Origin of the sequence: Halostella pelagica, assembly GCF_004762015.1 — an archaeon.
GTDB classification, from domain to species: Archaea; Halobacteriota; Halobacteria; order Halobacteriales; family Natronoarchaeaceae; genus Halostella; species Halostella pelagica.
In genome coordinates this window covers 25795-43455 of the sequence record NZ_SJES01000004.1, presented here as the reverse complement: position 1 = coordinate 43455, position 17661 = coordinate 25795, and the positions used below count along the sequence as shown (strand labels likewise).

20 protein-coding genes are annotated in these 17661 nt (G+C 66.2%); 6 read left to right on the top strand and 14 right to left on the bottom strand.

Annotation, left to right across the window (positions count from 1 at the left end; all coding sequences use genetic code 11):
* Positions 1-39: 39 nt before the first annotated feature.
* Positions 40-267, bottom strand: coding sequence for a hypothetical protein (locus tag EYW42_RS10935; RefSeq protein ID WP_135535323.1), 228 nt, complete (start codon positions 265-267; stop codon positions 40-42).
* 403 nt (positions 268-670) lie between these two features.
* Here EYW42_RS10935 and EYW42_RS10930 point away from each other — a divergent pair, with 403 nt between their 5' ends.
* Positions 671-1927, top strand: a complete 1257-nt coding sequence (locus EYW42_RS10930; RefSeq protein ID WP_135535321.1) for an MFS transporter — start codon at positions 671-673, stop codon at positions 1925-1927.
* Here the strand turns inward: EYW42_RS10930 and EYW42_RS10925 are convergent.
* Together EYW42_RS10925 and EYW42_RS10920 are read right to left on the bottom strand one after the other, a co-directional pair.
* Positions 1913-2332 carry a DUF3054 domain-containing protein gene (locus EYW42_RS10925; protein ID WP_135535320.1) on the bottom strand — a complete coding sequence of 140 codons (420 nt, stop codon included), beginning with the start codon at positions 2330-2332 and terminating at the stop codon, positions 1913-1915. The genes EYW42_RS10930 and EYW42_RS10925 overlap by 15 nt on opposite strands.
* 23 nt (positions 2333-2355) lie before the next feature.
* Complete coding sequence (locus EYW42_RS10920; protein ID WP_135535319.1) at positions 2356-2928, bottom strand: class I SAM-dependent methyltransferase; 573 nt, start codon at positions 2926-2928, stop codon at positions 2356-2358.
* A gap of 207 nt (positions 2929-3135) precedes the next feature.
* Between EYW42_RS10920 and EYW42_RS10915 the strand changes: the two genes are divergently transcribed.
* The 3 genes from EYW42_RS10915 to corA all read left to right on the top strand — a co-directional run bounded on the left by EYW42_RS10915 (position 3136) and on the right by corA (position 4920).
* Positions 3136-3714 carry a DUF2391 family protein gene (locus EYW42_RS10915; protein ID WP_135535318.1) on the top strand — a complete coding sequence of 193 codons (579 nt, stop codon included), beginning with the start codon at positions 3136-3138 and terminating at the stop codon, positions 3712-3714.
* Between the two features lie 64 nt (positions 3715-3778).
* The gene (locus EYW42_RS19825) at positions 3779-3943 is read left to right on the top strand and encodes a hypothetical protein (protein ID WP_168192951.1); all 165 of its coding nucleotides are present in this window, start codon (positions 3779-3781) and stop codon (positions 3941-3943) included.
* Positions 3940-4920 (top strand): magnesium/cobalt transporter CorA, encoded by a 981-nt coding sequence (corA, locus tag EYW42_RS10910; RefSeq protein ID WP_135535317.1) that lies wholly within the window; start codon positions 3940-3942, stop codon positions 4918-4920. The genes EYW42_RS19825 and corA overlap by 4 nt, the downstream gene beginning before the upstream one ends.
* 45 nt (positions 4921-4965) lie before the next feature.
* Here corA and EYW42_RS10905 read toward each other — a convergent pair whose 3' ends face one another.
* On the bottom strand, positions 4966-7260 hold the full coding sequence (locus EYW42_RS10905; RefSeq protein WP_135535316.1) for a heavy metal translocating P-type ATPase: 2295 nt from the start codon (positions 7258-7260) through the stop codon (positions 4966-4968).
* A 234-nt stretch (positions 7261-7494) separates the two neighbouring features.
* On the opposite strand from EYW42_RS10905, the gene EYW42_RS10900 reads away from it, so the two are divergent.
* Positions 7495-8187, top strand: a complete 693-nt coding sequence (locus EYW42_RS10900; RefSeq protein ID WP_135535314.1) for a J domain-containing protein — start codon at positions 7495-7497, stop codon at positions 8185-8187.
* Between the two features lie 9 nt (positions 8188-8196).
* Here the strand turns inward: EYW42_RS10900 and EYW42_RS10895 are convergent, their stop codons facing one another.
* Positions 8197-8802 (bottom strand): toll/interleukin-1 receptor domain-containing protein, encoded by a 606-nt coding sequence (locus EYW42_RS10895; protein ID WP_135535313.1) that lies wholly within the window; start codon positions 8800-8802, stop codon positions 8197-8199.
* A 212-nt stretch (positions 8803-9014) separates the two neighbouring features.
* Between EYW42_RS10895 and EYW42_RS10890 the strand changes: the two genes are divergently transcribed.
* Positions 9015-9314, top strand: a complete 300-nt coding sequence (locus tag EYW42_RS10890) for a PadR family transcriptional regulator (RefSeq protein ID WP_135535312.1) — start codon at positions 9015-9017, stop codon at positions 9312-9314.
* A gap of 479 nt (positions 9315-9793) precedes the next feature.
* Here the strand turns inward: EYW42_RS10890 and EYW42_RS10885 are convergent, their stop codons facing one another.
* The 9 genes from EYW42_RS10885 to EYW42_RS10845 form a co-directional block, all read right to left on the bottom strand.
* A complete protein-coding gene (locus EYW42_RS10885; protein WP_135535311.1) occupies positions 9794-10147 on the bottom strand; it encodes a hypothetical protein in 354 nt (117 codons plus the stop codon).
* A 42-nt stretch (positions 10148-10189) separates the two neighbouring features.
* Positions 10190-10834 carry a triose-phosphate isomerase gene (gene tpiA, locus EYW42_RS10880; RefSeq protein ID WP_135535310.1) on the bottom strand — a complete coding sequence of 215 codons (645 nt, stop codon included), beginning with the start codon at positions 10832-10834 and terminating at the stop codon, positions 10190-10192.
* A 131-nt stretch (positions 10835-10965) separates the two neighbouring features.
* Entirely contained in the window at positions 10966-11514 is a 549-nt protein-coding gene (locus tag EYW42_RS10875) for a multiprotein bridging factor aMBF1 (protein ID WP_135535309.1), read from the bottom strand.
* A gap of 42 nt (positions 11515-11556) precedes the next feature.
* The gene (locus EYW42_RS10870) at positions 11557-12165 is read right to left on the bottom strand and encodes a CDP-alcohol phosphatidyltransferase family protein (RefSeq protein ID WP_135535308.1); all 609 of its coding nucleotides are present in this window, start codon (positions 12163-12165) and stop codon (positions 11557-11559) included.
* Positions 12162-12668 (bottom strand): adenylate kinase family protein, encoded by a 507-nt coding sequence (locus EYW42_RS10865; protein ID WP_135535307.1) that lies wholly within the window; start codon positions 12666-12668, stop codon positions 12162-12164. Before EYW42_RS10865 ends, EYW42_RS10870 begins: the two co-directional genes overlap by 4 nt.
* A complete protein-coding gene (hisC, locus tag EYW42_RS10860) occupies positions 12665-13786 on the bottom strand; it encodes a histidinol-phosphate transaminase (protein ID WP_135535306.1) in 1122 nt (373 codons plus the stop codon). The genes EYW42_RS10865 and hisC overlap by 4 nt, the downstream gene beginning before the upstream one ends.
* A gap of 59 nt (positions 13787-13845) precedes the next feature.
* Positions 13846-15108 (bottom strand): GTPase HflX, encoded by a 1263-nt coding sequence (gene hflX / locus EYW42_RS10855; RefSeq protein ID WP_135535305.1) that lies wholly within the window; start codon positions 15106-15108, stop codon positions 13846-13848.
* A 322-nt stretch (positions 15109-15430) separates the two neighbouring features.
* Positions 15431-17026, bottom strand: a complete 1596-nt coding sequence (locus EYW42_RS10850; RefSeq protein WP_135535304.1) for a GMC family oxidoreductase — start codon at positions 17024-17026, stop codon at positions 15431-15433.
* Positions 17023-17562: a gluconate 2-dehydrogenase subunit 3 family protein gene (locus EYW42_RS10845; protein ID WP_135535303.1), complete on the bottom strand. Its 540-nt coding sequence runs from the start codon at positions 17560-17562 to the stop codon at positions 17023-17025. The genes EYW42_RS10850 and EYW42_RS10845 overlap by 4 nt, the downstream gene beginning before the upstream one ends.
* Positions 17563-17661: the final 99 nt, after the last annotated feature.

Sequence of the window (17661 nt, the reverse complement as noted above, 5' to 3'; positions counted from 1 at the left end):
GAAGAACCCGAAATCAGCGGTAGAGAGACGTATCAGAGATCAGTCGGCGTTGACGGGGGCGACCTGCGACCGGGAGGACTGCTGGGGCGTTTCCGTGCTGTCGACGGGCCCGTTCACGAACATCGCGTGACCGATGAGCGCGACGGAGACGCTGGCCGCAAGCGGAACCGCTGTAGTGAGACCGAGACCCGCAGTAGTGAGAAGAGCAGTGAGACCGAGCAGTGCGACGGGAATGAGGCCGAGTACGATGTCGTAGTAGTTAGTCATAATGTCTATCACATACTATGAGGCATATGCATATAAGTGTTCCCCATAGGCACCAGGTATTTCACCTATATTGTTCCAGTATTGACTGGATCTGATTTCCATAAGTTATTGATTGCATCGGACAGCTGAACCGGGACTCAGTCGGGCGGTTTTCGGTCTGGGACTCCGACGTCCATCTGTGACAGATAAACAGCAAACCGTACGCTCGTTCGACGATCTGGCATTATTTGGGGCTACAAATGGGTATTAGTGACCATATATCATACGATAGCTCGCACGCACAGTCGATCCGACTTCGTCTCCGAAACGGATCGCCGAGCGCGTGCCGGACCTGCGACGGGCCGTTCTGTCATCCCACCCTTTCGACGGGTTCAAACCCGAGACTGTCGTACTATCCCTGAGAGTGAACGCCAACGACAAGTCGATCACGGGACTCGTGATGGTCGGCCACTCGCTGGTCCACACGTACGAACTTTCGATCCCCATTCTCGTCTCCGTCTGGTTGCTGGAGTTCTCGACGACGGAGGCGACGATGGGCCTCGTCGTCACAGCGGGTTACGCGCTGTTCGGGATCGGCGCGCTCCCCGGCGGAATGCTCGCCGACATCGTCGGGTCTCAGCGGGTGATCGCGGCCTGCCTGCTCGGGATGAGCGGGTCCTTTCTCGTCCTCTCGGTTGCGCCCTCTATCCCGTTCGTGACCCTCGCGCTGTTGCTGTGGGGTGTCGCGGCGAGCGTCTACCACCCGTCGGGGCTCTCGCTCATCAGCAAGGGCGTCGAGGAGCGCGGGAACGCCTTCGCCTACCACGGGATCGCGGGCAACGCGGGCATCGCGTTCGGGCCGCTGGCGACGACGCTGTTGCTCATCCCCTTCGAATGGCGCACTGTCGCCGCACTGCTCGCCGTTCCGGCGACTGTCGGCGGACTGTACGCGCTTCGGGCGAACGTCGACGAGACGGCGGAGGTCGCCGCGGACGGCGACCCGGAAGCGGTGACCGACGCCGGCCCGGATCGGTCGGCTGACGGCGACGGGCGGGCAAGCGCCGTCTCCTCGCTGGACGAGTTCCTCACGGACTCTCGCGCGCTCTTTTCCGGCGCGTTCGTCGGCATCTTCCTCGTCGTGATCATGTCCGGACTCTACTACCGCGGCGTTCTCACGTTTCTCCCCGAGGTGCTGGGCGAGTTCGAATCGTTCGCGCCGGTCACCGTCGGGCGGGAAGAGCTCGAACCGGCGCGGTACGCCTACGTCGCGCTGTTGATGGTCGGCATGGCGGGCCAGTTCGTCGGCGGGAAGCTAACTGACCGGATCCGGCCGGAAGTCGGTATCGCGGTCGCGTTCGCGGCGCTCGCAGTGCTCGCGACGGCATTCGTTCCGGCGGCCAACGCTGGACTGACGACGTTTCTCGTCGTCGGCGCGGCTCTCGGATTCACGCTGTTCGTCGTCCAGCCGCTGTACCAGGCCACGGTCGCGGAGTACACGCCCGCCGGGACGCGAGGTCTCTCCTACGGGTTCACCTATCTCGGAACGTTCGGGGTCGGCGCGTTCGGCGGCACCATAGCGGGCGCGGTTCTCACCTACGGGACGCCGCTTGCCCTGTTTCTCGTTCTCGCGGGTATCGCCGTCGTCGCGTCTGTGACCGGGGCCGTGCTATCCCGTCGATAGAACGCGGGCAGCGATGACCCGCCACGTCACCAGTGAGACAATACCGATTCCGATGATTACGAGCGGGAACGGCCACGTCGTGCCGCCCTCGAAGTACGGCGACCCGCGGAGCAAGAGGCCGATGTTGGCGGCAGCGAGCCAGGTCCCGGCGGCAAGTCGCGCCGCTGCAAGCGGCGTCGACAGCGCCGACCGGTCGTAGACGCGCAACAGCGGGGCGGCGACGAACCACCCGATGACAAACGGGACGATAGTCTCAACCACTACCAGTGGTTGCGAGACGGGATCGATGCCGTGGCTCAGTTCGCCGGCGATCAGAAACGACGCGATCGTTACCAGGTCGCCGCCGAAAAGCGGTAGCGACGCCGGCGCGAGACCCGTCCGTTCGCGGGATTCGAGCGAGTCCATGTTCGGTCCTGCGATCCGAACGATTATCGTTCCGACGGTTTCACGCCCGCGACGACGTACGCGAACCCGCCCTCCGGGATCAGCGTCGAGAACCCCGCACGTCGTACGTCGGCCGCGAGCGAGGTCGGCGTACGAAACGTCGACTCGAAGCCGATCAGGTGTTCGGCCGCGGTCAGCACCCGCCCCCGAACCGTGTCGGGGTCGAAATCCGCGACGACGAACACGCCGCCGGGACGGAGGACCCGGGACGCCTCTCGGACGAGTTCGTCCTGCTCGGCGACGTGGTGCAACGCGTCGACGATCACGACGGCGTCGACTGATTCAGCCCGGAACGGAAGCCGCGCCGCGTCGGCCTGTACGGTGTCCAGTCCGCGCTGACGGGCGCGGGTTAGCATTCCGCGGGCGGCGTCGACGACGGTCCACTCGACGTGCTGGAGACCGCTCGCTGCACGGCCGGTGCCGCCCGCGAGATCGACGCCGTGCCGGACGGGTCGTTCGGCGAGGCCGAGCGCCTCTCGGAGCGGCGTCTCGTCGACCGTCGGCATCGCGAGGTCGTACCAGCGCGCGAACCGATGGAACGGACGGATATCGCTCATGTAGCGGGCTACGACCTCCAGCAACTACTCGGTATTGTCGCGCCAGCCGTTCGAACCGGTTTTGTTGTACGAGCCGTTCGAACCGGTCTTGTCGTACGAGCCGTTCGAACCGGTCTTGTCGTACGAGCCGTTCGAACCAGTCTCGTCTGGAAAACCGCCTGAACGCGTCGCCGGCTTTTATTGTAGTCCGGTTGTTTCCCTTCACGTATGTCTCGAACGGGCGAGGGATCGGACGGTTCGGACGCGGATCGGCCGGACTTCGACGACGCGCTCGACGAACTCGAAGAACTGGAGGAGATAGTGGACTCGCCGGAGGAGCGCGAACAGGTCCGGGAGACGATGCGGACGCTCCGGCGTGCGGGCGATCCCCGACTGTTCGGCCGCCTGCGGTCCGACTTCGACATCCGGGACGCCGGCGAGGCCCTCGTCGGGAGCCTGATCTTCGGCGTACCCATGCTCGTCGAGGACGGGACGCTCGACGTGGGACGCTTCATCGCGGCCCATCCGCCGTATTTCCTGCTGACGCTGACGCTGGGGCTCGTCATCGTCATCGGCATCCTCCACGCCGTCGGCTTCGAGGAGGTCGAGAGCGACCTGCTGTTCGGCGTCGTTCCGGTTCGGCTCGTCGGCATCGTCGTCATCTCGGGCGGGACGGCTGCGCTCCTGATGACCGCGTGGGGGCGCGTCGACTGGGCGGGACCGTGGGTGGCGACGTGCCAGACGACCGTGACGGCGGTCGTCATGGCGCTTGGAGCCGCACTCGGGGACATTCTCCCCCACGAGTGATCCGCGTCGAGGCGACCACCGACCGCCCGATAACGGTTTGTACCGGCCGAGAGATGGCTTTGCCATGAATCGGAACCTAGCAGTGGGTACCGCACTAACTGTCGGCGGGGTTGTCGGCTACGTCGCGGGTATCGCGACGCAGTACCCCGGACGAGCGTTCTCCGTCGCCGCGGTGATGGTCGGTCTGACGCTACTGGTCGTCGGGCGGGCCGGAGGTGACGCCGTGTGACCGTCGACGCTATCGTGTACGACAACGCCGGAGCGAGACAGTACGACGACATCGCGGAAGCTCGCGACGCCGACGGGACGACGTGGATCCGCGTCGTCGACCCGGACGACGCCGAACTCGGTACGATACGGGACGCCTTCGACATACACCATCTCGAAACCGAGGACATCCAGAACGGCGTCCGTCCCAAGGTCGACGTGTTCGACGACCACGCGTTCGTCCTGATCAAGGAGGCGGAACTCTCTCGCGGGGAGACGACCTTCGAGGAGGAACTCCGGGAGGACCCCGTCGGCATCTTCTTCGGCGACGGATGGGTCGTGACGATATCGCTGGACCGGGTCGAGGCCGTCGAGCGGGCGCGAAACGCGGTCGACCGGGGCGACACTCGCGTCGTCGCGCGCGGAGCCGATTTCACGGCCTACCGGATCATCGACGGTATCGTCGACGACTACTTCGGCCTGCTAGACGAGATAGAGGACGACATCGAACTCGTCGAGGACGAAGTCATCGATGCCCCCGACGTCGGGACCCTGGAGCGAATTCACAGCCTCCGACGGGAACTTCTCTCGCTCCGCCGCCTCGTCTGGCCCGTCCGAGACGCCGTCGGCGTCCTCGCTCGCGGCGACCCAGACCAGGTGAGCGAGGAGACCGAGAAGTACTACCGCGACGCGTACGACCACCTCGTGCAACTGGTCGACCTCGTCGAGACGTACCGCGACCTGACCGGCGGCGCGCGTGACATCTACCTGAACTCCCTCTCGATGTCGACGAACGAGGTGATGAAGAAACTCACCGTCGTCGCCACGATCGTCCTCCCGCTGACGTTCATCGCCGGCGTCTACGGCATGAACTTCGACGGCGGGCCGTACAACATGCCGGAACTCGGCTGGGATTGGGGGTATCCGGCCGTAATGCTCGGAATGCTTGTGACCGCGCTCGTGATGGTCAGCTACTTCCGACGGGAAGGATGGCTGTAGTCCGCACTCGATTGCAGGGGCGGTGGCCGGGGTCCCACCCGTGGTCTACTCTTCCGGACTGAGCCGCGCCAGACGCATCGCGTTCCCGGTGACGGCGGTCGTCATGCCGACATCGCCGGCGAGCACTGCAAGCACCAGCGAGACGTAGCCGAGCGGGATGCCGACGGCGAGTATCGCCTTCACGGCGAGACTCGCCCAGATGTTCTGCCGGATGACGCCGTTGGCGGTTCGAGAGAGGTCGATCAGATAGGGGAGTTTCGAGAGGTCGTCGGCCATCAGCGCGATGTCCGCCGTCTCGATGGCTGTGTCGGTGCCCGCCGCACCCATCGCGATGCCGACGTCGGCCGCTGCGAGCGCGGGGGCGTCGTTGATGCCGTCGCCGACCATCGCAACCGTGTCGTACTCCCCGCGGAGACGCTCGACGGCCTCGACTTTCTCCTCGGGGAGCAGTTCCGCCTCGTAGCGGTCGATGCCGACCGCGTCGGCGATGGCGCGTGCGGTGCCCTCGTTGTCGCCGGTGAGCATCACCGGTTCGACGTCGACCTCGCGGAGGCGTTCGACCGCCCGCTTCGCGTCCTCGCGTACGCTGTCGGCCACGGCGATGACGCCTTCGAGCGCGTCCCCGGTGCCGACGAGGATCACCGTCTTCCCCTCAGCCTGAAGTTCTGGGATCGTCTCGTCCACGAGGTCGAGGCAGCCCTGGCGCTCACACTGACTCCGGGGTTTGCCTACCACCTGTCCCCCGTCAGTTGCGAAATGGACGTGGTCCAGGTCGAACCCGAGGTCCTCGAAGAACGCGGGTTTGCCGGCGTAGTGTGTCGTCCCGTCGAGATCGGCGCGGACCCCTTTGCCGGTGATCGCCTCGAAATCAGTCACCTCGCACTCGTCGACTGACGCTTCGTCCGCGTGGTCCACGATGGCATCACTGATGGGGTGTTCGCTCCGGCGCTCGACGCCGCGAGCGCAGGCGAGAACGTCCTCGGCGTCGTTGTCGCCGAGGGGGACCACGTCCGTGACGGCGAGTTCGCCCGTCGTGAGCGTCCCCGTCTTGTCGAACGCAACGGCGTCGACCTCGCCCGTCGTCTCGAGGTGGTCGCCGCCCTTGATGAGGACGCCATTGCGCGCGGCGCTGGTGATGCCGGAGACCACGGAGACGGGCGTCGAGATGACGAACGCGCAGGGGCAAGCGATGACGAGCAAGGCGATCCCGCGGACCACCCAGTCGACCCAGTACGCGCCCCAGAGCAGCGGCGGGATGGCTGCGGTCAGCACCGCCGCGGCGGTGACGACCGGCGTGTAGTAGCCGGCGAACCGGTCGACGAACTGCTCGCGTTCGGTCCGGTTCTCCTGTGCCCCCTCGACGAGGTCGATGATCCGGGCGAGCGTGCTGTCGCTCGACTCGGCGTCGACCCGCAGTTCGAGGTACCCCTGTTGGTTGATCGTTCCGGCGAACACCTCGTCGCCCGGACGCTTGTCCACGGGAACGCTCTCGCCGGTGATCGGTGCCTCGTTGATGGCGCTCTCGCCCTCAGTGACGGTGCCGTCGAGCGGCACCTTCTCGCCGGGTTCGACGACAACCTCCTCGCCCACCGAGACGGCATCGACCGGGACCTCGTCGAGTTCCCCGTTCCGGCGGACGACTGCCGTCTCCGGCGCGAGCGAGAACAGTTCCTCCAGCGACCGGCGCGCCCGCGTCACGGAGTAGCGTTCCAGCAGTTCAGCGAGGTTGAACAGCACGGCCAGCGTCGCCGCCTCGACGAACAGGTTCTCCCCGGCGACGAACAGTGTCAGTCCCGTCGCGCCGAGGATGGCCGCGGTCATCAGGAAGTCGATGTCGAGACTCAGGTTCCGTGCGGAGTAGTAGCCGTTCCGGACGATGACCTGCCCGCCGGCCACGATAGCGCCGACGAAAAAGGCGTCCGCGAGGACCCACTCCTGGCCCAGCGCCGTGAACAGCGCGGCGTTCGTCCCCGGAACCGCCCACTGTACGGCGAGCGCGAGCAGGAGGAAGGCGCCGGCGAGCCCCGTCTTCGTCGCCCGCGTGCTTCGCCACACCGAGCCGGGGTCGTCGTCGGTGCCCTCGGGGCCGCCGGAGGCCACATCGTAGCCGGCGCTCTCGACGGCGGCGACGACCGCCGCTGGGTCAGCCGGTCCGCCGTAGTCGACACGCACCTTTCCCGCCGTGGGAACGGTGTCGATGTCAGTGACGCCCTCGACGCCGCTGACGCTTCCCTCCACCTTCGACGCGCAGGAGGGACAGTCCATCTCGGGCACCGAGAGCGTCAGGGTTCCCTCGTCACCTGACGCGTCGGACGCCTGCGAAGATCCGCTGTGACTCATCACGTCGGGCTACGAACCGAGTAGTTATTAACTCTACTGCTATAGATCCGGCTCTATTTCGCATATACTGATAAAGTAGCGACAGTGAATTATTAACCAAGGCGGAAACTAGCGGTGGCGTCAGCGTCGCACCGGGGTGACGCTGATGCGACACCTGTTCGAAGACACGACGTTCAGTCAATCGGATACAAACACGTACAAAACATATATACGAGGAGATACCAACCCTACACGATGGCCGTGACCGACAGACGGGGCTGTGACGGATGCGGTCGAACCCTCCCGCTCGACGACCTGTACTCCGTCACTATGCCCGACGGTCACACTGCAGTCTGTTGTCCGGAGTGTCGGGAGTACGCCGAGGAGGCGGCCGAAAAGCAGTCCGAACTCGACCAGCGACGCCGGGCCTGCGACGGGTGTGGAACCGAGCACCGGCTCTCCGCGCTGTCCGATGTGACGCTGTCCGACGGCACGTCAGTACTCTGCTGTGCGGACTGTGAGCGCCACGTTCCCGGACGGGGCGGCGACCGAACCAGTCGCACCGGGAGTTCCTCGACCGGCGGATCCGACGCGACGAACGGGAACTCGTCGGGGGCGAACGACGAAACGGCTGTCAGCCGGAACAGCTGTGACCAGTGCCGGGAGTCGTTCACCGTGGAGCTCTACCGGGTCGAAACCGTCGACGGACGCACGCAGCTGTTCTGCCCGGACTGCAAGGACGAGGGACTCGCCGACGGCGTGGTCAGGTCTGTCCGAATGCGGCGCTCGGAGGCGTACGCGATGCTCGAAATCACCGGGAACGCCGACGAGGAGGCGATCCGGCAGGCGTACCTGGAACGTGTCAAGGCGGCCCATCCGGACCGCGAGGACGGCAGTCGGGCGGAGTTCAAATCCGTCAAACGGGCTTACGACCGGCTCACCGACTGAACGCCGGCGCTACGGGCCTTCTCGTTTGAGAAATCCCAACGTAGCCGGATCGAAGTGATACCGCCCGCTGCACTCTCCGCAGTCGGCGTGGATCGTCCGTCCGTGGTCGTGGAGCCGCCACAGTTCCCGCTGCTGGTCGGTTATCGGCAGCGTCACCGGATTACCGCACTCCTCGACCGTGCAGTCGAACCGGACGTACCACTTCGGTGTATCGAGGGCACCGAGGGGAGTCAGCTCCCCGCGGAGGTTACTCACCAGTCGAAACACCGTCTCGTCCATCTCGTCGTCGTCGAGTTCGACTCCGTCCACGTCGGCGAGATATCCGCCGAGGTCGTCGTGCCGTTCGTACACCGGCAGGACCGGCACGCCCCGCGCGACGGCGTATCCGACCTCCTGGTTCACCCAGGGGTCAGTGGCGGCAGACTCCGTCATCACGGCGACGACGATGTCGCTGTCGTCGATCCGACTTTTGAGACCCTCTCTGCTCACCACGCCGCCGAGTTCGTTCGCGGCGACGTGGACGCCGAACGGGAAGTTCCGGACCGACCTGAACAGCCGTTCGACCGTCTCCGAATCCCCCGGCGCGTGCGAGACGAACACACTCTCGTCACCCATGTCACCTCCCTCTCCCGGTCGGGTCTTAATTGTTTTCAGGTATCATACCTCGACCGCACGACGCGATTAGCCACCGCCGTGAAGCGATCCGGCGAGCGCCGTTTACGATCCTGTCCGCAGTCTGGTGAGCGTCGTTTCCATGAGATAGCAGGTACGGGGGGACCCCCATACGTTTATGCCGACTCTGATGTTACAGTGTGATGGGGGGAACGATGCACGATCTAACAGGGTTCCAGCGAGACTTGCTCACGGTAATCGCCGGTCTCGACGACCCACACGGCCTCGCGATCAAGGAAGAACTAGAGAAGTACTACGAGACGGAGATCCACCACGGTCGATTGTATCCGAACCTCGACACCCTCGTCGACAAGGGGCTCGTCGAGAAAGGGGAACTCGACAGGCGCACCAACTACTACGCGCTGACCCAACGCGGGAAACGCGAGATAGAGGCGCGCCGCGAGTGGGAAGAGCAGTATCTCGAAACCGACTCCGAGTCCGCGACGATAACGTAGAGACCATCACAACCGAGGGGAGAGGGCGAACAGTAGATACGAGTTCGTCCCGAACCTACGGGAGACCATGAGCGACTGCCAAGGGGTTTTCGAGAACGACATAGTCGCCAGCGCCGCAGCGGACGCCGGGGGTCGCCGGACCGATTGCGAACGGTGATCGAGCGCCACCAGTCGGGAATGAGCAACGTTCCCGGTGTGGACGAACTCGTGTACGAGTGCCGGAAGACGCTTCGGGAGGACCCTCCTGTTCGCTGACAGCGAGGCCTACTACGTCGCCCGACGTATCTGGCGTCAGTTCGGGGACACACAACGTGACAGACGCGGAGTTCGAGGCGCTTCTGTCGGTCCACGACGCGACTGTCCGGGCCGCGGTCGATACCGACGACGACGCCGACTTGAATAGCTCGGTCGAGGAGAAACTGGAAGACGACATCGGGATGGTCCTGCGAAAGGAGAACGCTGGGACGCTCACCGCGACGCTACGGTTCCTCGATAGTGTCGAGCACTCGCTGGGAGAACTCCGTCTGTGTCATGTCGTCGCCGAGCGCCGCGACCCACTCCGCCTCGGCGCGCCACCGGCCCCGCCGGTTGCCCTCGTCGTCGGTGACGGTCGCCCTGACGGTGACGGGGTCGGCGTCCTCGCCGCGCACGTCCCACAGCGTCTGGAGGACCTGCCCAACTTGCCGATGGGGTACGCCGTCTCCGGGGCTGACGGTCTCGTACTCGATCTCGACGCCGTCTGACGTTTCTGCGAAATCCGCGAGGTACGCGCCCACGCCCATCAGTTTGTCTTCGAGTCGCTCTTCGAACGGACGCTCGGCGGAATCGGACATACGCCGAGTTGCGGCCGGGACGTGTTAGGAATAGGGGGTCGATCAGAGCGGGTCGACCAGATCGGCGAGCGCCGCTGCGGGGTCGTCGGCCTTCGCGACGCCGCTCGCAAGCAAGACGCCGTCCGCACCGAGTTCGCGCGCGGCGACGAGATCCTCGCCGGTGCTGATGCCCGCCCCGCAGTAGACGTCGACGCTCTCGTCGACGGCAGCGGCCGCGTCGACGGCGTCCCGAACGATATCGGGGTCGGCCTTGCTGACGGGCGTTCCGGTGCCGATGAGTTCCGGGGGTTCGACCGCGACGGCGTCCGGACCGAGGGCGGCCGCGGCGGCCACCTGTTCCGCGTTGTTCGCACAGACCACGGTGTCGAAGTCCGCCCGCTCCGCGGCGTCGAGCGAGCCGTCGATGTCAGCGAGTTTCAGGCGGTTCTCCGAGTGATTGAGCAGCGTTCCGGTCGCGCCGGCGTCGGCCGCTGCCTCCGCGAGCGCGCTCCCGGTGTGACTGCCGTGTTCGACGGGACTGACGTGCTGTGCCCATGTCTCGACTCCCGTCTCGGCGACGGCGGAGAGGTGGGCTGCCTGCGGTGCGATAGCGACGTTAGCGTCCGTGTCGTCGTCGACGTCGGCCGCGGCGCTCGCGACGGCGACTGGGTCACACGGGTACGCCTTCAGATTGACGAGAACGAACATACCACGAGAGGTGGCCCGGGGCTCCAAATAGATTACGCGAGAGCGACGAGATATCCGGCAAGCACCGCGGTCAGTCGTCTCTCGTCACCAGCCGATCCATTCGAAACGGAGAATAACTGGGTTCGGCCCGCTCAGTCCTTGCGCTTGACGACGTCGCCGAGCGTGTACTCGCCGGACGAGGAACCGCCTTCCCACTCGGTGTCTTCGCCGCCGGCACCGCCGCTCAGATTGACGTCGAGGAACCGTTCGAGTTTGGTCTGGACGTCGTCGCTCGGGAGCGTATCTCCGCGTTCGAGTTTCCGGATGAGACTCGCCTTCTCGTTGAGTTCGTCCGCCAGGTCCGCCTGGGAGAGCCCGTCTTCCTCGCGGGCACGGCGGATGATCTCGTCGTAATCCTGCGCGAGTTCGTCCATGTCGTCGAACATGTCGGAGCGGTTTCTGGAACCGCCGGACGACGCGGTCGAACTTGTCGTGCTGGAGCCGCCGGACGCAGAGCTCGACGTGCTCGACCCGTTCGACGAACCCGTTGAGTATTTCGTCGACGTCTCGCCGGACGACGACTGTTGCTTGACTTCGGTCCCGAAGTCAGCGCAGTCTCCGCAGACGTCCAGTTCGGCGCCTTCGACTTTCACCTTCTTCGGCGACGATGTCTCGGCGCCGCACATCTCGCACTGAACCATGGTCACAGATTTAGCGCGGCAGGGTATAAATGATGCGCTGGGTCAGGAGAGTCGCCCCCAGGCCTCGAAAAAACGCTGCCCCGCGGTGAGGTGTCCAACGACCGCGAGAAAGGCGAGCAACCAGCCAGCGATAGAGAGCCCGTACGCCGTCGCGTCGACGAAGTAGGCGACGAAGCCGACGGCGGCGATGATCACGAGCCGGTCGGCGCGGCCGACCAGACCCGCGTACAACCGGTCGAGACCGACCGCTTGTGCCTGCGTTCCGAGGTACGATGTCATGAGGACGCCGGTGACGGCGGCGAGACCGAGCGCGTAACGCTCCACCCCCGCCGCGATTCCGGCGATGATCACGATGTCGGCGTACCGGTCGAGGACGTGGTCGAGGAGGTCGCCGGCCTTCGAATCGACGCCTTGCTCACGGGCCAGCGCGCCGTCGATCACGTCGAACCAGCCGTTCAGCACGACTAGCGTCGACCCCACGACGTACCAGACGGGGTCGGTGCCGGCGAGGAAGTAGGCGGCGCCGGCGGCACCCGCGACGAGACCGGCAACGGCGCTCACGCCGTTCGGAGTGAGCCCGAGGCGGTCGGCCGCACTCACCCAAGGGCCGATCAGGCGACTCACGTAGGGACGGAGTTGGTCGAGCGTCATAGGTACTCGATGAAGGAGACGGTTCCCGCGCTCGGTTCGCGCTCTCCCGCGATGGCGGCCGAGATATCCCGGGCCACCGCGTCCGGGTCGCGGTCAGTCGTGTCTATTTCGTACACGCTCTCGGGGCCGTGGGCGTCGACGGCCTCCGCGAGAATAACGTCGAGCGCCTCGCTTTCGGCGTTCTCCTCGGCTTTCGCGTCTGTCTCGCCGCGCTCTCGGAGGCGGCGTTCGAGCGCTTCGGGATGACAGCGCAACACGACGACGCGGTCCACGTCGAGGTGGTGCGAGAGGTGGGAGTCGAACACGACCTCGTCGCGGTCGCTTACCCGCTCCGCGACGGAGTCCAGATCCGCGACGACGCTGTCTCGTTCCTCGTCGACCTCGTCATACAGCCCCTCCTCGCGGACGACCTCGTTCAGGTGAACCACGTCGAGGTCCGCATCGAGGCGGTCCGTGGCGGTGGTCTTGCCCGTTCCGGGCGTCCCGGTCACGGCGACTCTCATCCGAGAACCTCGTTCAGTTCGGCGACGGCCGTTCGAGTCTGCTCCCGGTCGCCGCAGGTGATGCGGACCCACTCGGGGAGGCCGTAACTGGACACGTCGCGGACGATGACGCCGCGGCGTTTGAGCTGTTCGTACACCTCCGTCCCGTCGCCCACGTTCGCGAGGACGAAGTTCCCAGCGCTCGGGAGGACCTGCGCCTCGATGTGCTCCTGCATGTACTCGCGCGCCCACGCTGCGGTTTCGAGGGACTGCTCTACGTGGTCGCGGTCGTCCATCGCGGCGAGGCCGGCGCGGCAAGCGACCTCGCTCGCGGCGAACGGGGTATTGACGCGAGCGTACGCGTCGGCCCACGCCTCGGGAACGACGGCGTAGCCCAGGCGAACGCCGGCGAGGCCGTACGCCTTCGAGAACGTCCGAACGACGGCCACGTCCTCGCGCGTCTCCCGGGTCTCGGTCGCGTCCGAGAGGCCGGCGGGTTTGCTCGCGTCCCCGCCCACCAGCGAGACTGCGGAGGGAGCGTCGGCGTACTCGCCGTACGCTTCGTCGACGACGACGAGCGTCTCGTCGCCGGTCTCTCGGGCGACGCGCGCTATCTCGTCGAGGGCCATCACCCGTCCGGTCGGGTTGTGCGGCGAGTTGACGTAGACGATCCGCTCGCCGTCGTAGGCGTCGAGGACGGCGTCGGCGTCCATCGCGAACCCGTCGTCGGCGGAGAGGGCGTACTCGGTCACCTCGCCGTGGTGATACCGGGCGCTCATCCCGTAGTAGGAGAACCCGGGGGCCGGCACCAGAACCTCGTCGCCTGGGTTGAGCATCGCGCGAGAGAGGTAGTCGAGCGCTCCGTCGCCGCCGTTTCCGAGCCATATCTGTTCGTCGGCGACGGACCAGGCGTCCGCGACGGCCGCCGTCAGGTCAGTGTGGGCCGCCGTCGGGTAGGTGCTGGCGCTGTCGGCCGCCTCGCGAATGGCCTCGCTGGCGGCCGGACTCGGGCCGAGCGGGTTCTCGTTCGATGCGAGCTTTGTGAGGGTGCCCGGGTCCGCACCGAGTTCGCGAGCGACTTCCTCGATTCCGCGCCCCGCCTCGTACGGGACGTGGTCCGACAGGTCGCGTGGTTGCATAAACGAGGCAAGTGCGTGACGGGTCTTAAGGTTGCTCAAGACGGTGCAGAGGCCGGCCGTTATCGAAGCTCATCCGCTCGCCCCCGGGCCAGCGAAACGATTTCCGGGCGGCCGGTGAACGCGACGGAGACCTCGTCGCTCGCGTAGTCGACCGTCTCGACGCTAGTGCGGTCGTACAGCCAGGAGACCAGGCTCATCGCGTCGTCGCAGTTCGGGACGGTGAGTTCACATCGCACCGCGGGAAGTTCGGCCGCGACCGTCGAGGCTAGGTCGTCGATCCCCGACCCTTCGAGGGCGCTGATGGCGACAGGGTCGCTCCAGTGGTCGGCGAGCGCGTCCCGCCGGTCATCGAGGGCGTCGTCGTCCGCGATATCGACCTTGTTCAGCGCCGGGACGACCGTCCCGTCGACGTTCCCGTCGAGGACGCGCCGGCAGGTGTCGACGCGGTCGCGGAACGCGTCTATCGGTGCGCTGGCGTCGACGACGAGGACGACCGCGTCGGCGTGGTACGTCTCCGATAACGTTCCGTGGAACGATTCGACGAGGTCGTGCGGAAGGTCGTCGATGAGGCCGACAGTGTCGGTGAGCAAGGCCCGGCGGCCGTCGAGAGTCCCCCGGCGGGTAGTCGTCTGTAGCGTTTCGAACAGTCGGTTCTCGACCGACGCCGTCGCGTCCAGATCGTCGTGCGCCGGGTCGACGGCGTCGACGGAGAGGTCGTCGGCCAGTCGGTGCAACAGCGTCGACTTGCCGGCGTTCGTGTAGCCGGCGATGGCGACCAGTGAGAACCCACGGTCGTGGCGCTCGGACCGCCGTTTCGCGTGGTCGTCGGCGATGTCGTCCAGCGCTCGCTTCACCCGGTCGATCCTGGAACGGACGTCGTTGAGGCGGGTCCCCTTCTCCGCGGCGAGGGTCATCAAATGGGGATCGCCCTCCTCCTCGATGCGGGGGAGTTCGTACTCCAGCGACGCCAGTTCGACCTGCAACTTCGCGCGACGGGTCGCCGCCCGCTCGGCGAAGATGTCGAGAACGACCCGGTGTCGGTCCGCGACCCGGGTGCCGTCCGGACAGGCGTCGACCAGTGCCGTCGACTGTTTCGGAGACAGGTCGTTGTCGACGACGACCGCCTTGGAGCTCGTTTCCGCCACCAGACGGGCTAGTTCATCTACTTTCCCGCCGCCGAAACAGGTGCCGGCGTCCTCGGCCCGTCGTTGCGTTATCTCCCCGACAACGTCGTATCCTGCGGCTTCCGCGAGCCCCCGGATTTCCGTCGTCTCCGCCGGTCTGTCGTCTACGCGTTTCGCGAGTACGGCTTGTCGTGTCATTCTGTGGTTTGTGTGTCCGTGTCGCTTCGAAAGCGGTACAGCAACCCCGCGGCGCTGATAGTAAGAACGGCTTCTACGTCGGTGGCGAACGATTCCCACGTCGGTGCAGTCGCTGGGGATGACAGACGGAACCGTCACACGGACCCGCAACGGCCGCTCGCGGGCGTAAGTCGTGCGACGGTCAGAAACGGAGACTGATGAGCATCGGCGTAGTCGTACGAACGACGAACGGGGTCAAAGCTCTTGGGTGGGCATGGTACTATATGGCGTGGTCGTGGTGATTCGTCGGTGACGTAGTTGCGACGCCTCGCCGGTGGCTCGTTCAGAGCGCCTCGTCGACGTGGTCGGCCGCTTTGAGCGCCAGTGCGGCGATGGTGAGCGTCGGGTTCATCGCGCCGCTGGTGACGAAGACGCTGCTGGACGGGATCCAGAGATTGCCAAGGTCGTGGGTCCGGAGTTCGGGGTTCACGACGCTCTCCGCTGGGTCCGTCCCCATCCGCGTCGTGCCCATGTGGTGAAACGCGGGACCGGTGTTTTCGGGGCCGACCGACCACTCGATGTCGACGCCGAGTTCGGTGAGTACGTCGCGCTGGATCTCGTTGGCGCGGCGGAGGGTGTTTCTCGTCCGGTCGTCAAGCGACCACTGGATCTCCGGTACCGGGTTGCCGTGGTCGTCGGTGACGGACGGGTCGAGCGTCACGCGGTTCCGTTCGCGCGGTCGTTGGCCGGCCAGCGCCCCCATGGCGACGTGACCCCCGTAGCCGTCCCGCAGGGTATCGAGGAGGTCGTCTCCCCACTCGTCGCCCGAGAGCGCCATCTCGACCGGCGAGGGGCCGGCGTAGTTGAGAAACTCCAGTTTGAATGGACCGACGTCCTCGTCGGCCTCGTCGTAGAACTGGTGGGACTCGCTGGTGATGAAGCCGACGTGGTTCTGTCGCGTCGGTTCGTCCAGCGTCCCGCCCATCCCGGCGAAGAGGTGGTCCATGAAACACCGGCCGACGAGGCCGCTGGAGTTGGCGAGGCCGTCTGGATATCGCTCGGAGGCCGAGAGCAGGAGCAGTCGGGGTATCTCGACGCCGCCCGCAGCGAGGACGAACGCCCTGGCCTCCTGGGTGTGTTCCCGGCCGTCGGGCGTGGCGTAGACGGCAGACTCGACGCTGTCGCCGGCGGCGTCGTGGACGAGACGCTGGACCGGGGCGCGGTCGACGACCCGGACGCCTTCGTTTTCGGCCTTCCGGACGTGGACGTCGGCGCTGTATTTCGCGCCAGAGGGACAGACCGGCTTGCAGGTGCCGAACCCGACGCACTCTCCGCGGTCGTCGTACGGCTCCGAGTTCCGAGCGTTCGGCACGGAGTGCATCGCGATCCCCAGATCGTCGCAGGCCTCGGCGAACAGCGAATCGCTGTAGGAGGGACGGAACGCGGGCATCGGGAACGGCTCCTCGCGCGGTGGCGCGAAGGGGTTGTCGGCAGCGCCCGCGACGCCCAGTTCCGACTCCGCGGCGGCGTAGTACGGTCGCAGGTCGTCGTACGCGATCGGCCAGTCGTCGCCGACGCCCGTCCGCGACGCCAGTTCGAAATCGATCTCGTGGAGGCGCATGACCATCCCCTGCCAGTGCAGCGTCGATCCGCCGACGCCTTTCACTCGTGCGCTGTTCAGCGGGTACTCAATCCCGCCGGACGACGAGTACGCGTCGCGGTCGCCGCCCATCTCCCAGACGTCGAGCGGACCGTGTCCGGGCCGGATCGACCGCTCCATGCGCTCCTCGCGGTCGGCCGGGTCGAACCGTTCGCCTGCTTCGAGGACGACAACGTCGTACCCGCGTTTTCCTAACTGGTGTGCGACCAGCGCACCGGCCGGCCCCGCTCCCACTACGCAGACGTCGGCGCGGTCCGAGGGCGTGCGGTCGCCGCTCATCGCGGCCCTCGTCGGTACGTGTCGGTGCCGCCGGGATGGCCCTGCGGGTTCTCGATCCCGACGAGTTCGCCCCCTGTCGGGGAGGTGTACAGCGCGTACAACAGTTCGTTCACGACGAAGTAACGGATCCGTTCGGCGTCGGTCCCGGTCGGGTCCGGGTCCGCCGCGTCGACGCCGAGTTCACGGAGGTGCGCCTCGCGCTCCGCGCCGTCCAGCGAGAGGAACTCGGCGTCGCGCCACGTTCGCGCGCGCTCGTCGAGCGTTACGAGCGCTGCCCGGACGGACTCCCTGTATCCGTCCCGCTCCGCGGCGCGTCCCGCGACGTACGTTTCGACGAACTCGCTGACGCCGTCGAGTTCGGAGGGGTAGACGATCCGCGCAACTGCAACCAATAGGTCACGCTCTCGCTCCGGCGTCAGGTCGCGTCCGTCGTCGGGTAACTCCGAGAGCGACCGGTGAAGCCCCGCAACGCCGACCCCCGCGACGACACCCCCGGAGCCGAGCGCGGCGAGGGCGTCGCGTCGTGTAAGCTCCATTTTCAGGCGAGTTAGGCAAACCTAAAACTTATGCCTTGTCGTTTTGCTGTCGGGCGCGGCGACGACAGTGTGGGCGGAAGAATGGACAGTCCCGGCGGC

Bases quoted from the DNA above. Each gene is read 5' to 3' on its own strand.
- EYW42_RS10935 (WP_135535323.1), bottom strand. From the start codon at position 267: ATGACTAACTACTACGACATCGTACTCGGCCTCATTCCCGTCGCACTG.
- EYW42_RS10925 (WP_135535320.1), bottom strand. From the start codon at position 2,332: ATGGACTCGCTCGAATCCCGCGAACGGACGGGTCTCGCGCCGGCGTCG.
- EYW42_RS10920 (WP_135535319.1), bottom strand. From the start codon at position 2,928: ATGAGCGATATCCGTCCGTTCCATCGGTTCGCGCGCTGGTACGACCTC.
- EYW42_RS10915 (WP_135535318.1), top strand. From the start codon at position 3,136: ATGTCTCGAACGGGCGAGGGATCGGACGGTTCGGACGCGGATCGGCCG.
- EYW42_RS19825 (WP_168192951.1), top strand. From the start codon at position 3,779: ATGAATCGGAACCTAGCAGTGGGTACCGCACTAACTGTCGGCGGGGTT.
- EYW42_RS10905 (WP_135535316.1), bottom strand. From the start codon at position 7,260: ATGAGTCACAGCGGATCTTCGCAGGCGTCCGACGCGTCAGGTGACGAG.
- EYW42_RS10900 (WP_135535314.1), top strand. From the start codon at position 7,495: ATGGCCGTGACCGACAGACGGGGCTGTGACGGATGCGGTCGAACCCTC.
- EYW42_RS10895 (WP_135535313.1), bottom strand. From the start codon at position 8,802: ATGGGTGACGAGAGTGTGTTCGTCTCGCACGCGCCGGGGGATTCGGAG.
- EYW42_RS10890 (WP_135535312.1), top strand. From the start codon at position 9,015: ATGCACGATCTAACAGGGTTCCAGCGAGACTTGCTCACGGTAATCGCC.
- EYW42_RS10885 (WP_135535311.1), bottom strand. From the start codon at position 10,147: ATGTCCGATTCCGCCGAGCGTCCGTTCGAAGAGCGACTCGAAGACAAA.
- tpiA (WP_135535310.1), bottom strand. From the start codon at position 10,834: ATGTTCGTTCTCGTCAATCTGAAGGCGTACCCGTGTGACCCAGTCGCC.
- EYW42_RS10875 (WP_135535309.1), bottom strand. From the start codon at position 11,514: ATGGTTCAGTGCGAGATGTGCGGCGCCGAGACATCGTCGCCGAAGAAG.
- EYW42_RS10870 (WP_135535308.1), bottom strand. From the start codon at position 12,165: ATGACGCTCGACCAACTCCGTCCCTACGTGAGTCGCCTGATCGGCCCT.
- EYW42_RS10865 (WP_135535307.1), bottom strand. From the start codon at position 12,668: ATGAGAGTCGCCGTGACCGGGACGCCCGGAACGGGCAAGACCACCGCC.
- hisC (WP_135535306.1), bottom strand. From the start codon at position 13,786: ATGCAACCACGCGACCTGTCGGACCACGTCCCGTACGAGGCGGGGCGC.
- hflX (WP_135535305.1), bottom strand. From the start codon at position 15,108: ATGACACGACAAGCCGTACTCGCGAAACGCGTAGACGACAGACCGGCG.
- EYW42_RS10850 (WP_135535304.1), bottom strand. From the start codon at position 17,026: ATGAGCGGCGACCGCACGCCCTCGGACCGCGCCGACGTCTGCGTAGTG.
- EYW42_RS10845 (WP_135535303.1), bottom strand. From the start codon at position 17,562: ATGGAGCTTACACGACGCGACGCCCTCGCCGCGCTCGGCTCCGGGGGT.